The organism is Herbaspirillum sp. FG34 (assembly GCF_057809315.1).
This window is the reverse complement of sequence record NZ_JBMDJS010000015.1, coordinates 36346-51795: the sequence shown is the minus strand read 5'-3', so window position 1 is coordinate 51795 and position 15450 is coordinate 36346. Positions and strand designations below refer to the sequence as shown.

At 62.8% G+C, this 15450-nt stretch carries 12 protein-coding genes; 11 read left to right on the top strand and 1 reads right to left on the bottom strand.

Annotated elements, in window-relative coordinates; genetic code table 11:
• Positions 1–131 precede the first annotated feature (131 nt).
• Complete coding sequence (locus tag ACODSZ_RS17845) at positions 132–878, bottom strand: LOG family protein (protein ID WP_175342856.1); 747 nt, start codon at positions 876–878, stop codon at positions 132–134.
• On the opposite strand from ACODSZ_RS17845, the gene polA reads away from it, so the two are divergent.
• From polA to ACODSZ_RS17790, 11 genes are all read left to right on the top strand, one after another.
• On the top strand, positions 879–3641 hold the full coding sequence (polA, locus tag ACODSZ_RS17840) for a DNA polymerase I (RefSeq protein WP_488928178.1): 2763 nt from the start codon (positions 879–881) through the stop codon (positions 3639–3641).
• A gap of 385 nt (positions 3642–4026) precedes the next feature.
• Complete coding sequence (locus ACODSZ_RS17835) at positions 4027–5715, top strand: methyl-accepting chemotaxis protein (RefSeq protein WP_175342854.1); 1689 nt, start codon at positions 4027–4029, stop codon at positions 5713–5715.
• A 192-nt stretch (positions 5716–5907) separates the two neighbouring features.
• Positions 5908–6792, top strand: a complete 885-nt coding sequence (locus tag ACODSZ_RS17830; RefSeq protein WP_008334835.1) for a dienelactone hydrolase family protein — start codon at positions 5908–5910, stop codon at positions 6790–6792.
• A gap of 414 nt (positions 6793–7206) precedes the next feature.
• Entirely contained in the window at positions 7207–8238 is a 1032-nt protein-coding gene (locus ACODSZ_RS17825; protein ID WP_488928177.1) for a PDR/VanB family oxidoreductase, read from the top strand.
• A gap of 61 nt (positions 8239–8299) precedes the next feature.
• A complete protein-coding gene (locus tag ACODSZ_RS17820; RefSeq protein WP_034351783.1) occupies positions 8300–9295 on the top strand; it encodes an ABC transporter substrate-binding protein in 996 nt (331 codons plus the stop codon).
• Positions 9296–9367: 72 nt separating this feature from the next.
• Positions 9368–10351, top strand: coding sequence for an isopenicillin N synthase family dioxygenase (locus ACODSZ_RS17815; RefSeq protein ID WP_488928176.1), 984 nt, complete (start codon positions 9368–9370; stop codon positions 10349–10351).
• Between the two features lie 91 nt (positions 10352–10442).
• Positions 10443–11474, top strand: coding sequence for an aromatic ring-hydroxylating dioxygenase subunit alpha (locus ACODSZ_RS17810; protein WP_008334842.1), 1032 nt, complete (start codon positions 10443–10445; stop codon positions 11472–11474).
• Positions 11475–11491: 17 nt separating this feature from the next.
• Positions 11492–12355 (top strand): ABC transporter ATP-binding protein, encoded by an 864-nt coding sequence (locus tag ACODSZ_RS17805; RefSeq protein WP_008334846.1) that lies wholly within the window; start codon positions 11492–11494, stop codon positions 12353–12355.
• Positions 12339–13142: an ABC transporter permease gene (locus tag ACODSZ_RS17800; RefSeq protein WP_008334848.1), complete on the top strand. Its 804-nt coding sequence runs from the start codon at positions 12339–12341 to the stop codon at positions 13140–13142. Before ACODSZ_RS17805 ends, ACODSZ_RS17800 begins: the two co-directional genes overlap by 17 nt.
• 28 nt (positions 13143–13170) lie before the next feature.
• Positions 13171–14586: an amidohydrolase family protein gene (locus ACODSZ_RS17795; RefSeq protein ID WP_488928175.1), complete on the top strand. Its 1416-nt coding sequence runs from the start codon at positions 13171–13173 to the stop codon at positions 14584–14586.
• A 92-nt stretch (positions 14587–14678) separates the two neighbouring features.
• Complete coding sequence (locus tag ACODSZ_RS17790; protein WP_008334855.1) at positions 14679–15440, top strand: YqgE/AlgH family protein; 762 nt, start codon at positions 14679–14681, stop codon at positions 15438–15440.
• Positions 15441–15450 lie beyond the last annotated feature (10 nt).

The following is a 15450-nucleotide window of genomic DNA, read 5'->3' as shown; positions in this document are numbered from 1 at the left end:
GGATGCGATCATTTAAAGAGTGACGAGAACAGGCCCTGGTTGTTGCTTTCTTCCTGCAAACGCTCAAAAAACAAGCGGGCGAAACGCTCTCACGTCCCGCCCGCATGGAGGAAGACTACAACCGCAGCCGCTTACAGATACATCCCGCTCTGCCGCTCTGCTTCCTGCTGGGTTTCCGCCGCCTTGTCCTTCTCGGCGTGGAATTTCTGGATCGCTGCCAGCACTTCCGCAGGCTCGTCGATCACCTGCAGCAGGTTGACATCCTTGGGCGAGATCATGCCATCGTCCACCAGACGAGTCTTGATCCAGTCCACCAGACCGGCCCAGAATTCGCTACCCACCAGGATCACCGGCATCATGCGCGACTTGCCGGTCTGCATGAGGGTCAGCGCTTCGGTCAGCTCATCGAGCGTGCCGAAGCCGCCCGGCAAGACCACATAGGCATCGGCATACTTGACGAACGCCACCTTGCGCGCGAAGAAGTGACGGAAGGACAGTGAGATATCCTGCCACGCATTGCCGTGCTGTTCGTGCGGCAGTTCGATGTTCAGGCCCACCGAGGGCGAGGCACCTTCGTAGGCGCCCTTGTTGGCCGCCTCCATGATGCCGGGGCCGCCACCTGAGATGACGGCATAGCCAGCGTCGGAGATCAGACGGGCGATCTCCACACACAGTTGATAATGGGGATTGTCGGGCTTGATCCGGGCAGAACCGAAGATGGAAACGGCAGGACGCAGCTCGGAGAGACGTTCGGTCGATTCGATGAATTCTGCCATAATCGTGAGTACATGCCACGACTCGCGCGCCTTCTTGGCCGTCGCGCGTTCGATGTCCCCCACCTCCCGCAGACGCGGGACATTTTTTCCTCTCTGTTCCATATGCAAAAAACCTTGTTGTTAGTTGATGGTTCCAGTTACCTCTATCGTGCATTCCACGCCCTGCCCGATATGCGTAACGCGGAAGGCGCGCCCACCGGTGCGCTCTACGGCATCATCAATATGCTGCGCCGACTGCGCAACGATTATCCCGCAAGTTACGTGGCCTGTGTGTTCGATGCCAAGGGCAAGACTTTCCGTGATGATCTCTATCCCGACTACAAGGCCACCCGCAAATCCATGCCGGAAGACCTGGCATTGCAGATCGAACCGATCCACGCCGCCGTGCGCGCCCTGGGCTGGCCGATCCTGATGGTCGAGGGCATCGAGGCCGATGACGTCATCGGTACGCTCTCCGTACAAGCCACCGCCGCCGGCCTCGACACCATCGTCTCCACCGGCGACAAGGACATGGCCCAACTGGTCAACGAACACGTGACCTTGGTCAACACGATGAGCAATGAAGTTCTCGACATTGCCGGCGTGACCGCCAAATTCGGCGTGCCGCCCGAGCGCATCGTCGATTATCTGAGCCTCATCGGTGACACCGTCGACAACGTGCCCGGCGTCGAGAAGTGCGGCCCCAAGACCGCCGTGAAGTGGCTCACCGCCTATGGCTCGCTCGATGGCGTCATGGCCAATGCCGACAAGATCACCGGCGTGGTGGGAGAAAATCTGCGCAAGGCCTTGGACTGGCTGCCGCAAGGCCGCGTGCTGGTGACGGTCAAGACCGATTGCGATCTGTCGCAACACATGCAGTCCATCCTCGAATCGCTGACCATGCAGCCGCAGGACAAGGACGTACTCAAGGACATTTTCACGCGCTACAACTTCCGCACCTGGCTGCGCGAGCTCGGCGATGGCGGTGAGGCGGGTGCATCGACGGCTCCCATGGCGGGAGCATCGGCCGCTGCTGGGCTGGAGGCTCCCGCGCAAGGTGGCCTGTTCGCCGCCGCGTCCAAGGTCGAGTATGAAACCGTGCTCACCGATGCCCAGCTCGACCAGTGGATCGCACGCATCAATGCCGCCGAACTCACCGCCGTCGATACCGAAACCACGTCGCTGGAAGCGATGCAGGCCGAGCTGGTCGGCATTTCGCTGTGCTGCGAGGCGGGCCGTGCCGCCTATATTCCGGTAGCGCACAACTACCAGGATGCGCCAGCGCAATTGGCGCGCGAGCACGTGCTGCAAAAACTCAAGCCCTGGCTGGAAGACGCCACCAAGCCCAAGCTCGGCCAGCATCTGAAATACGACAGTCACATCTTCGCCAACTACGGCATCCGTCTTGCAGGCATCAAGCACGATACGCTGCTGGAATCCTACGTCTTCGAATCGCATCGTCCGCACGACATGGACAGCCTGGCCGCGCGTCACCTGGAGCGCAAGACCATCACCTATGCCGAGGTATGCGGCAAGGGCGCTTCCCAGATAGGCTTCAATGAAGTGGCCATCGAGCGCGCCACCGAATATGCCGCCGAAGATGCCGAGGTCACGCTGGCGCTGCATCAGGCCATGTGGCCGCAGATCGAGCATGATGAGAAGCTGCGCTTCATCTACGAGAAGATCGAAGTCCCGACCTCGGTGGTACTGCAGAAGATCGAGCGCAATGGCGTGCTGATCGACAGCGACCGTCTGGGCCAGCAATCGCACGATCTTGGCAAGCGGATGCTGGAAATCGAACAGCAGGCCTACGATCTGGCCGGTCAGCCCTTCAATCTGAATTCGCCCAAGCAACTGGGCGAGATCCTGTTCGGCAAGCTGGAACTGCCGGTGGTCAAGAAGACCGCCTCCGGCGCGCCATCCACCGATGAAGAAGTATTGCAGAAACTGGCCGAGGATTATCCGCTGCCCAAGGTGCTGCTGGACTATCGCGGCCTGGCCAAGCTCAAGTCCACCTATACCGACAAGCTGCCCAAGATGATCAATCCGGCCACCGGTCGCGTGCATACCAATTACGCGCAGGCCGTGGCGGTGACCGGCCGTCTGTCCTCCAACGAGCCCAACCTGCAGAACATCCCGATCCGTACCGCGGAAGGTCGTCGCATCCGCGAAGCCTTCATTGCGCCCGAAGGCAGCGTGATCGTCTCGGCCGACTATTCGCAGATCGAGCTGCGCATCATGGCGCATATCTCGGAAGACGAGAACATGTTGAAGGCCTTCGCCAACAACGAAGACATCCACAAGGCGACCGCCGCCGAAATCTTCGGCATCGCGCCCGAGCAGGTCGAGTCCGAGCAGCGCCGCTATGCCAAGGTCATCAACTTCGGCCTGATCTACGGCATGAGCGCCTTTGGCCTGGCCGGCAACCTGGGCATCGAACGTTCGGCGGCGCAGATGTACATCGACAAGTACTTCATGCGCTTCTCGGGCGTGAAGCGCTATATGGATGAAACACGCCTGCAGGCCAAGGCGCGCGGCTATGTGGAAACCGTCTTCGGGCGTCGTCTGTGGCTGCCCGAGATCAACTCCCCCAACGGTCCGCGCCGCCAGGGCGCCGAGCGCGCGGCGATCAACGCACCCATGCAGGGCACTGCCGCCGACCTCATCAAACTGGCCATGATCGCCGTGCAGGACTGGCTGGAATCGACCGGCATGCACAGCCGCATGATCATGCAGGTGCACGATGAACTGGTGCTGGAAGTGCCGCAACAGGAGCTGGACAGGGTGCGTGAAAAGCTGCCGGAATTGATGAAAAATGTTGCGGAGTTGAAAGTTCCCTTGCTTGCCGAGGTCGGAATCGGTAAGAATTGGGACGAAGCGCATTAATCTTCACATCCGTGTCATGATCAAGCGGTTTTCCCCCGCGCGACAGTGCGGGGACCTGAACGATTAGGCAAAAAAGCAAGATTGACAGAACGGCAAGCTGACGTCGCGACCGGGCCGAGACCGGTCGTACACGTCAGCAGGCGTCAGCAACGCCGGCCAAGTCGACACCTGAATCACAAGACAAGCAGGATCGCGTCACAACCGCAGACCGACGAAGACGGGATGACGCGCTGGGTGGAACCGGACCGGGTCCGGGCAACCGAGGCTGAGGCAGGCAGGCAGGGGACAAACACATTCACACCTGAGCATGACCGCATGCGGCTCGTGGCTTTCGTCATCTCCGTCTTTCCGTCCGGCCTCCGATGAACACATGGGAGGAGACGTCATGAAGTCTGCAATGAAAGTGGGTACGCGCCTGGGGCTCGGGTTTGCGTTGGTAGTCATGCTGCTGGTGCTGGTGACCGGCTTTGGCATCTTCAACATGCACCAGGTGCAGGGACGCTTCAACCACGTGGTCGAGGTCAAGAATCCCGAGAGCGCGCTGGTCAAGGACATGCTGGAGACCGTCGGTGAGCGCTCCATCTCGCTGCGCAACCTCATGCTGCCGGCCGCGCCTGAGGACGTGGACATCGAGGCGCAATACATCGAAGCCCAGACGCTCAAGTACAGGATGGCCGCGCAGAAGCTGCAACAGTTCTTTGCCGACTCGGCCGATACCAGCGAAGAAGAAAAGGCGGCCCTGCCCAAGATCCAGGCGCAGGCCACCAAGGCCGAGAAGCTGATCAACGAGGCGGTTGAGTTCGGCAAGCGCCGCGAAGCCTATGAGCTGGCGCAATTCCTGAAGGAGCAATACCTGCCGGTGCAGAAATCCTGGCAGGTTGAACTCAAGGCCCTGGCCGCGCTGGAAGACAAGCTCAACCGCGAAGCCGCCGACAGCAGTGCCGCCGCCTATGCCCGTGCGCGCTTGCTGATGCTGATCATCAGCGCCGTTGGTGTGGTGAGTGCGATCCTGGCAGCGCTGTGGATCACGCGCCAGATCCTGCGCAAGCTGGGCGGCGAACCGGACTACGCCGTGCAGATCGCCGGACAGATTGCCGAAGGCGACCTGGCCGTGGTGATCGATACCCGCGCCGGCGACAACGACAGCCTGCTGGCGGCCATGCGGGTCATGCGCGACAAGCTCGCAGCCATCGTGGCCGAGGTGCGGCGCGGTTCGGAAACCATCACCACCGCCTCCACCGAAATCGCGCGCGGCAACCTCGACTTGTCGGGTCGTACCGAGCAGCAGGCCGGGGCGCTGGAAGAGACTGCCTCTTCGATGGAGCAGCTCAATTCCACCGTCAAGCAGAATGCCGAGAACGCGCACCAGGCCAACGATCTGGCACTGGCCGCTTCCGATGTCGCGGTGCAGGGCGGCAGTATCGTCTCGCAGGTGGTGGAGACCATGCAGTCGATCAATGCGTCTTCGCAGAAGGTGGCCGACATCGTCAGCGTGATCGACGGCATCGCCTTCCAGACCAACATCCTCGCACTCAACGCCGCGGTGGAAGCGGCGCGCGCAGGCGAGCAGGGACGAGGTTTTGCGGTGGTGGCGTCCGAAGTGCGTTCGCTGGCGCAGCGCTCAGCCTCGGCGGCCAAGGAAATCAAGGTGCTCATCGGCGATTCGGTGGGCAAGGTGGAAAATGGCAGCAAGCTGGTCGAACAGGCCGGCAGCACCATGACCGAGATCGTCACCAGCATTCGCCGCGTGACCGACGTGATGACCGAGATCACCCACGCCAACCGCGAGCAGAGCAGCGGTATCGAGCAGGTCAACGAAGCCATCATCCAGATCGACGACATGACGCAGCAGAATGCCGCCCTGGTCGAGCAGGCTGCAGCGGCGGCCCGCTCGCTGCAGGAACAGGCGGCTGGATTGCAGCAGTTGGTGAGCGTGTTCCGCATCGATGCGGCGCAGGCGCAGGTGGCTTCCTCCGCGCGCGCCCGGGCTGCCGCAACCGAGCACGTCATCGACGTGACTCCCGCTGCCCCCGAGCTGCCGCCCGGCAACCCGGCGCTGGCCGTGCAAGGCTGAGGCATCATCAACGCGTAGCGCCGATTGCGGTTAGACTCGGGCTAGGGATGAGCGGGCGCGCACGGCGTGCCGGCCCGTCAGGTGTCCTGTTCCAGGGAAGCGGTCTGCAAGGGCCGCTTTTTCATGCGCGCCTTCTCGTCCCGCATCACTTCCACCACAACGAGGCCATGTGCCACCAAGATGGAGAACCCGATGAACGACTTTCGCAATGATGTCGACAGCCTGCTGGGCCAGAGTACCCTGAGCGGCAACGCTGACCGCCGCACTTTCCTCAAGACCGCCCTGGGCACCGGCTTTGCCGCCGCCGTGCTGCCGGTGTGCGCGCAGACCATGATCAAGACCGATACCCAGGGCCTCACCGCCGGCGAGGTCTCCATCGAGGTCAACGGCCAGCGCGTGCCGGCCTATCGTGCCCAGCCCGAGGGCAAGACCGGTCTGCCGGTCATCATCGTAGTCTCCGAGATCTTCGGCGTGCATGAGCACATCGCCGATATCGCGCGCCGTTTCGCCAAGCTGGGTTATCTGGCCATCGCACCGGATTTCTTCGTGCGCCAGGGTAATCCCATGGCCTATACCTCCATTGCCGAACTGCAGAAGGAAATCATTTCCAAGGTGCCCGATGCCCAGGTCATGGGGGATATCGATGCCTACGTCAAATGGGCCGGCGAAAACGGCGGCGACCTCAAGCGCCTGGGCATCAACGGCTTCTGCTGGGGGGGCCGCATCGTCTGGCTTTACAGCGCCCACAATCCCAAGGTCAAGGCCGGGGCCGCCTGGTACGGCCGCCTGGTGGGCGACAGGACCGCTCTGTTCCCGCAGCAGCCCATCGATATCGCGGCCACCCTCAAGACGCCGGTCATCGGCCTGTACGGTGGCAAGGACCAGGGTATCCCGGTCTCCACCGTGGAGCAGATGAAGGAAGCCCTGCAGAAGGCCGGCAACAAGTCGGAATTCCACGTCTACATGAATTCCGGCCATGCCTTCAACGCCGATTACCGCCCCAGCTATGTGGAAGCCGATGCCAAGGATGCGTGGAGCAAGGTGGTGGCCTTCTTCAAGCAGCATGGCGTGGCCTGATGCCGATGCCATAAACCGGAGGGGCTTCTTCTTGGTGCGCCTGTGATGCAGATCAAGGCAGGGCGCACCAAGATGTGCAGCTTGCAGGTGAGGGGACGGTATTTTCCGTCCCTTTTTCATTGATGCACGGAAAAATCACATGGGTTTGCGGCATCTCCGGCCTTGGCACGCCGTTTGCTAAACAAGGCAGTGAGTAGAAGCGGCTAGCAGTCGGTAACGAATCCACTTACCTTCTTGCGGGGCATTGCTCGTGACGCCATCGGAACGCTCCGATGGTCCCTCTGTTTCGACAGGACACGAGACCATGCACATTGCCCCCGCGCCCTTTCTTTTTTCCTCGCCGCTTCGCGCGGCATTCCAGCTGCTTCGCTTTTCGATTCGCCTTTCTCGTGGTGCCCGCAGTCGAGGTGCGCGATGAATGCCGTGCGCGATCGTTTCGATGGCAGCGCCACCACCACTTTGATGTTGCGGGTGAGGGCAGTGCGTCAGGCTGCCGAGGATATCCGTCTGTTTGAACTGGTGTCGCTGGAGGGCGCGGCGCTGCCACCCTGGACGCCGGGCGCGCATGTGCGCCTGCATCTGCGGGATGGACTGGTGCGCGCCTATTCGCTCTGCAATGCTGCGCAACAGCGCGACTGCTACGTGATTGCCGTCAAGCGCGAGGCTGCTTCGCGCGGGGGTTCCGCCTTCCTGCATGCGCAGGTGCAGGAGGGCGCGACGATCAGTGCATCGCCTCCCGTGAATGCCTTCCCCCTCATCGCCGATACGCGCGCGCCGCTGCTGCTGGCCGCCGGCATCGGCATCACGCCACTGCATGCGATGGCCGCCGAGCTGGCCGTGCAAGGCAGGCGGCATCGTCTGCATTACTTTGCACGCAGCCTCGCACACGCCGCTTTCTTTCATGAACTGGCGGCCTGTTCGCAAGGCATGTCGCTGCACCTGGGCCTGGACGGGGCCGAGACCGAGCGCGCCTTGGCCGCATCCCTGGCAGCCGTGCCGCCTTCGTCCCCGCTCTACGTGTGCGGACCTTCACCCTTCATCGAGGCTGCACGCCGCCACGCCCGACTGGCAGGCTGGCACGAGCAGGACATTCACTTCGAACTGTTCGCCGCACCCGTGAAGCCGTCCGCAAATGCAGATGCAGAGGCAGAGGCAGCTCCGCTCAGCGAGGTCGCCGACCGTGCTTTCGAGCTGGTACTGCACCGCTCCGGCCTGCGCTGCGAGGTCGCGCCCGGTCAGAGCATCGTGGCAGCGGCAGCGCGACTGGGCGTGGTGATCGGTACGTCCTGTGGCGAGGGCTTCTGCGGCAGCTGCGAGAGCACCGTACTGGAAGGCCAGCCCCTGCACCGCGACAGTGTGCTCTCGGCCGCCGAGCGCGCCGGTGGCCGTCGCATCCTGCCGTGCGTGTCGCGTTGCGTCGGCCGGCGGCTGGTACTGGATCTGTGATTGGCGAGTGATCAAGGCAAGTTCAACCCACCTGGAGAGGAAGGCGATGAAGAAGCAAGCGATGCAAAAGCGAACATTCCTGCGGCACGTGGCCGCTGTGTGGCTGGGACTGGGCGCAGCAGCCCTGTCGATGCCGGGCCTGGCGCATGCCGAGGACAAGGTCACGCTACTGTCGAACTGGTACGCGCAGGCCGAGCACGGCGGCTTCTACCAGGCGGTGGCCAAGGGTATCTATAAAAAATATGGCATGGATGTGACCATCAAGATGGGTGGCCCGCAGGTCAACAACATGCAGATCCTGGTGGCCGGGCAGGCGGACTTCAGCATGGGCTACGACTTCACCGTGATGAAGGGGATCGAGCAGGGCCTGCCGCTGGTGACCGTGGGCACCTCCTTCCAGTCCGACCTGCAGGGCATGATGACGCATGAGGATGTCACCAGCCTGGGGGACCTGAAGAACAAGACCATTCTGGTCGCCGGCTCCGGCCAGTCGAGCTGGTGGCCATGGCTCAAGGCCAAGTACGGCTATACCGATGCCCAGTCCAGGGCCTATACCTTCAACCTGCAGCCGTTCTTTGCCGACCCCAACATCGCGCAGCAGGCCTATCCGTCATCCGAACTGTTCCAGGCCGACAAGGCGGGCGTGAAGAGCAAGTTCTTCCTCTTTGCCAGCGCAGGTTATCCACCGTATGGCACCACCATCGTGACCTTGCAGAAGACGGTGGCGACCAAGCCCGACCTGGTGCAGCGCTTCGTCAAGGCCACTGCCGAGGGCTGGAAGAGCTACCTGGAAGACCCGGCACCGGCCAATGCGCTCATCAAGGCGGACAACAAGAACATGAGCGACGAACAACTGGCCTATGCCGTCGGCAAACTGAAGGAACTGAAGGTGGTCACCGGTGGCGATGCGGCCAAGATGGGTATCGGCGTGATGACCGACGAGCGCTGGAAGCAGACCTATGACGTCATGGTGGCCACGGGCCTGCTCAAGGCCGGGACCGATTATCACAAGGCCTACACCACCCAGTTCGTCAAGGACATGAAGGTCATGCCCTGAGCTTGCTGATGGTCCGGATGGCTGCCATGTTGCGCAGGCCGGGGCAGCCATCCTTCTTCGCGTGAGGACGCCATGATTCCCTATACACCACCGATGACCGCGCGCCACATTCCGGTGATCGATTTTGCTGACGCGTTTTCTCTCGAGCTGGCCCGCCGCGAGGCGCTGGCCTGGGAGATCCACAAGATCTCGCGTGATGTCGGTTTCTTCTACCTCGTCAACCACGGCGTGCCGCAGGCGCTCATTGAGGGACAGTTCGACTGGGCACGGCGTTTCTTTGCGCTGCCCCTGGCCAGCAAGTCGGCCATCGACATGCGTCACTCTCCCTCCGGCTATGGCTATGAGCGCATGGGGGCGCAGGCGCTGGATGAAGGTTCTCCTGTCGATCTGAAGGAAGGCTTCCAGTTCGGCATCGACATCGCGCCCGATCATCCTTACGTGCAACGCGGCTTGCTGCGCTACGGCCATAACCTGTGGCCGCACGACTTGCCGGGTTTCCAAGCGCATGCGCGGCGATATTACGAAGCGGTACGCGCGCTGTCCCATCGCCTGCTGGGCGTGATCGCACTGTCGCTGGAGATGCCGGAGGATTTCTTCGAGCCGGTCTTGCAGACACCCATTGCCACCCAGCGCATGCTGCACTATCCGCCGCAACCGGCCGGGGCGCAGCACAACCAGATCGGCGCCGGCGCGCATACCGACTGGGGCCTGGTCACCATCCTCGCGCAGGATGCCATCGGCGGACTGGAGATCTGCAATGCCGATGGTCAGTGGGTGAGCGCGCCACCCATCGATGGCAGCTTCGTGGTCAATATCGGTGACCTGCTGCAGCGGTGGAGCAATGACCTGTATCACAGCAATCCGCATCGCGTTCTCAATGCCGGCAGTGCGCCGCGTTATTCCCTGCCGTTCTTCCAGGATGGCGACCAGGCCGCCGTGGTGGCCTGCCTGCCGAGCTGTTGCAGCACCGAACGACCGGCGCGCCATGCGCCCTGCACCATCGGCGAGTACCTGGAAATGAAGGTGCGGCAGACCTTCGGAGCGGCGGCGGCCTGAACAGATTTTCCGGCGAAGGCGACCGTGTTGGCACGCCGGCCGGACCACTGTGGACCATGATGTCCGCAGTCCAAGCAGAAGGAGCAGCATCATGCTGGTGACCCAACAAAAAGTCTTGCGCAAGTTCTGGTACGCGCTCATGCCCGTCTCGCAATTGAAGGACGGTCCACAGCCCTTCACCCTGCTGGGCGAGAAGCTGGTGGTGTGGCTCAAGGAGGACGGTACGCCCGCCGCCCTGCAGGATCGCTGTTGCCATCGTACGGCGAAGCTGTCGAAAGGCTTCGTGGAGAACGGCAACATCGTCTGCGGTTATCACGGTTGGACCTTCAATGGGGAAGGCGCCTGCGTGCGCGTGCCGCAGAGCGTGGATGGCAGCGTGCCCTCGGGCGCGTGCGTGAAATCGTATTTCTGCAAGGAACGTTACGGCTACGTGTGGGTGGCACTGGAAGAACCGCTGCGCGACATTCCCGATTTCCCCGAAGATGGCGCTCCGGGCTACCGCCGCATCTTCCAGTTCTACGAGCGCTGGGAAACCAGCCCGTTGCGCATGATGGAAAACTCCTTCGACAATTCTCACTTCAGCTACGTGCACCGCGCCACCTTCGGCCTGTACGACCAGCCCAAGCCCGAGAAGTACGAGATCAACGAAACCGATTACGGCTTCGAAGCCGAAACCCGTGTGCCCATCAAGAACGTCCCGGCCAGCCATCGCGTGACCGGCAGCACCGCCGACACCACGGTACGCCACATGTTCAACCGCTGGTATCTGCCCTTCGTGCGCCGCTTCGGCTGCACTTATCCGGAGAGCGGCCGGCACCACATCATCTACAACTGCGCCACGCCCATCGATGACGGCGCCATCATGCTGTCGCAATGGCTGTATCGCAACGATACCGAAGAGCAGTGTTCCGAAGCCGAGCTGATCGCCTGGGATGCGCCCATCCTGGTGGAGGACCGGGAGATCCTGGAGGCCACCGATCCCGACGCCTGCATCGACGTGCGTCGCCGTCAGGAATTCCATATGGCCTCGGACCGTCCGGGTCTCATCATGCGCCGCATGTTGCTGCAATTGCTGGAAGAACACGGCGAATCCGAAGTGTTCCGCATCCACCCCGCTGCATGAACCCGTCAGGAGATCCCATGGACAGAGATGAACACGCCATGTCGCAGGCCGCGGCATGGGAGCAGGAGAGTGCGGCCGCAGTTGCTGGTGCACCGCCGGTGCTGTCGGCGCAGCGGGTCGAGAAGACCTATCGCAATGGCACCCGTGCGCTCGATGAGGTCAGGCTCGATATCGGACGCGGTGAGTTCGTCTCGCTGCTGGGCCCGTCGGGCTGCGGCAAGAGCACCTTGCTGAAGATGTTTGCCGGGCTGGAAGAGCCCTCCCACGGCCATCTCCGCTGGTGGGGCGGCAACCTGGCCACGGTCGGTACTCCTGAGCGTACCCTGGCCATGGTGTTTCAGGAGGCCACGCTGATGCCATGGGCCACGGTGGAGCAGAATGCACGTCTGCCGCTGGACTTGCGCCAGGTGCCGCGCGCGCAGGCCGATGCGCGCGTGGCCGAGGCGCTCAAGCTGGTCGGCCTGGAAAAATTCCACAAGGTGCTGCCGCGCGAACTCTCGGGCGGCATGCAGATGCGTGCCTCGATCGCCCGTGCGCTGGCGACATCGCCCAACCTGCTGCTCATGGATGAGCCCTTCGGTGCGCTCGATGAATTCACCCGCAACAAGCTCGACGCCGACCTGCGTGATATCTGGAGCCGGCAGGATCTCACCGTGGTCTTCGTCACCCACAGCATCTATGAAGCAGTGTTCCTGTCCTCGCGCGTGATCGTGATGGCGGCCCGCCCCGGTCGGGTGATTGCCGATGTGGCCATCGATGCGCCTGGTCCGCGTGATGAAGCTTTTCGCATTTCGGCGCCCTTCATGCAGTATTGCAAAACTCTTTCGGATTACCTGACGCTTGCCAACCAGCAGGGAGGCGGCCATGAAGCCCAACACTGATCCGCTGATCAATCGTCCCGGTTTCTGGCGCGTGGCCGCGCCCCTGTCCATCGGTATTGCGCTGCTGCTGACCTGGCAGATCGTATGCACGCTGCTGGAGGTGCCGCCTTACCTGGTGCCCACGCCGGTGCTGATCGCCAAGACACTGGTGGCCGATTGGAGCATGCTGATGGATTCGCTGCTGGTGACGTTGAAGATTACCTTCCTGGCCTTCGTGCTGGCGGTGATCCTGGGCGTGGCGATTGCCTTCGTGTTCGTGCAGAGCCGCTTCATCGAGGTGAGTCTGTTCCCCTATGCGATCATCCTGCAGGTCACGCCCATCGTCGCCATTGCGCCGCTGATCATCATCTGGGTCAAGGACACCACGGCGGCGCTGACGGTGTGCGCTACCATCATGGCGCTCTTTCCCATCATCTCCAACACCACGCTGGGACTGCGCAGCGTCAATCCGGGCCTGCTCAACCTGTTCCGGCTGAACAAGGCCACGCGCTGGCAGACCTTGCGGCGTCTGCGCATTCCCAGCGCCCTGCCTTACTTCTTCGGCGGCCTGCGCATTTCCAGCGGGCTGGCGCTGATCGGGGCCGTGGTGGCAGAGTTCGTGGCCGGCACGGGCGGCACTGGTTCGGGGCTGGCCTATCAGATCCTGCAGGCGGGCTTCCAGCTCAACATTCCGCGCCTCTTCGCCGCCTTGCTGCTGATCACGTTGACCGGCATCCTGCTGTTCTGGCTCATGAGCGCGCTTTCCCGCGCCATGCTGGCTGGCTGGCATGAGAGCGAGATGGCATGATGATCCCAACTCAAGGAGCCGAATCCTCATGAACACTTTCCTGATCAGGAACCTGCAGGCCATCATGACCGGCCTGCCCGGTGCGGCTGCGCGCCACGCCGGTCCGGACATCCGCGTGAGCGACGGCGTCATTGCCGCCATCGGCCGGCTCGATGCGCTGCCGGGTGACAGCGTGATCGATGCCAGCGATTGCGTGGCCTATCCGGCCTGGGTCAATACCCACCATCATTTGTTCCAGTCGCTGTTGAAGGGGGATCCGCTGGGCATCAATGCCACGCTCACGCCCTGGCTGGCGGCCACGCCCTATCGCTATCGGGCCAGGTTCGATGCCGAGCTGTTCCGGCTGGCCGCGCGCATCGGCATGGTGGAATTGATGCGCTCGGGTTGCGGCACGATTGCTGATCACAATTACCTGTACTACCCCGGCATGCCCTTCGATACCTCGGAGATCCTCTTCGAGGAGGCCGAGCGACTGGGCCTGCGTTTCGTGCTGTGTCGGGGGACGGCGACCCGCACGCGGCAGCTGGAAGCGGAGTTGCCCAGTGCCCTGCGACCGGAGAGCCTCGATGCTTTCCTCACCGATATGCAGCGCCTGGCGCGGCGCTTCCATGATCCCGCGCCCGCATCAATGCGGCGCGTGGTGATGGCGCCGACCACGCCGCTCTATTCGGCGGCGCCCGAGGAAATGGGCGAGATCGCCAAGGCGGCCCGCGCAATGGGTTTGCGCCTGCACAGCCATCTCTCGGAGACGGTCGGCTACCAGGACAGCGCACAAGCCATGCACGGCTGCCGTCCCGTGGAATTCTGCGAACGCATTGGCTGGCTGGGGCCGGACGTATGGTTTGCGCACCTGGTCAAGCTCGATCCCGAGGAAATTGCCTTGCTGGGAAGTACCGGAACGGGCATCGCCCATTGCCCGCAAAGCAACGGTCGGCTGGGCAGTGGCATTGCCCCGATTCGCGCGCTGGAGGCGGCGGGCGTGCCGGTATCGATCGGGGTGGATGGTGCTGCCTCCAACGAGGCTGCGGACATGATCTCGGAAACCCATGCCGCCTGGCTGATGCAGCGCGCGCGGCGTGGACAGGAGGCGATACCGGCCGTGCGCGGCGGCCATTTCGAAGGAGGGGCCGACGAGGCGACGGTGGAAGACGTGGTGCGCTGGGGGAGCACCGGCGGTGCGCGCGTGTTGGGGCTGGACGGACTGCAGGGGCTGCAGGTCGGTCAGCAGGCTGACATCGCCCTGTACCGGCTGGATGATCCACGCTATTTCGGCCTGCATGATCCGGCCATCGGGCCGGTGGTCTCGGGTGGGCGACCTTTCCTGAAGGCAATGTGGGTCGGTGGTCGCGCCGTGGCGAGCGATGACCTCATTGCCGGCGTGGATCTGACCGAGTTGGCAGCGCAAGCGCGGCAGGCCGTCAGAAAGATGCTTTGCAGCAACTAAGGGCCGTGTAAAAGCGGCTGCTTGCGGCCGCCTTTACGGGCGCTTGCCCATGAGCCGCATGGGATCCCGGCCAAAACTGCTAAAATGCCGGGATGATCAAGAGACGCAATTCTCCCTTCAGTTTCTCAGCCGAGGATTTCGACGAATCCGTGGATTCCTTTGGCGCCTTCGACCCGTTCCATTCCGACTCCAGCTCCCGCGATGCCGCCTCCGCCGATGACGGCAAGCAGGCGGAGGGGGAGGACGCTGCCTCCGAGGAGGCTCGTCCGCCGCTGGAGCTGGACCTGACCGACCATTTCCTGATAGCCATGCCGTCCATGCTGGACCCGATCTTCGGCGGCACCGTGGTCTATCTGTGCGAACACAACCATAACGGCGCGCTGGGCGTGGTCATCAACAAGCCCACCGACATGACCATGGACGTGCTGTTCGACCGCATCAACCTCAAGCTGGAAATCCGGCCCGACACCCCCGATGCCATGCCCGAGCTGTATCGCCGCCCGGTCATGTTCGGCGGTCCGGTGCAGGTGGAGCGCGGTTTCGTGCTGCATTCGACCTCGGAGAAATATTCCTCGACCTTGCAGGTCACCGATGAAGTGGCGCTGACCACCTCCAAGGACGTGCTCGAAGCAGTCGCCCATGGGGACGGCCCGCAGCGCGTGCTGGTGACGCTGGGTTGCTCGGGATGGAGCCCCGGCCAGCTGGAAGGCGAGATCGGTCGCAATGGCTGGCTCACTGTCAAGGCCGACCCGTCCATCATCTTCGAGTTGCCTGTGGAGGAACGCTTCACGGCGGCACTGGCGCTGCTGGGCATCGACCCGGTGATGCTGTCTGGCGATGCCGGACGGGCCTGAGGAGCAGGAA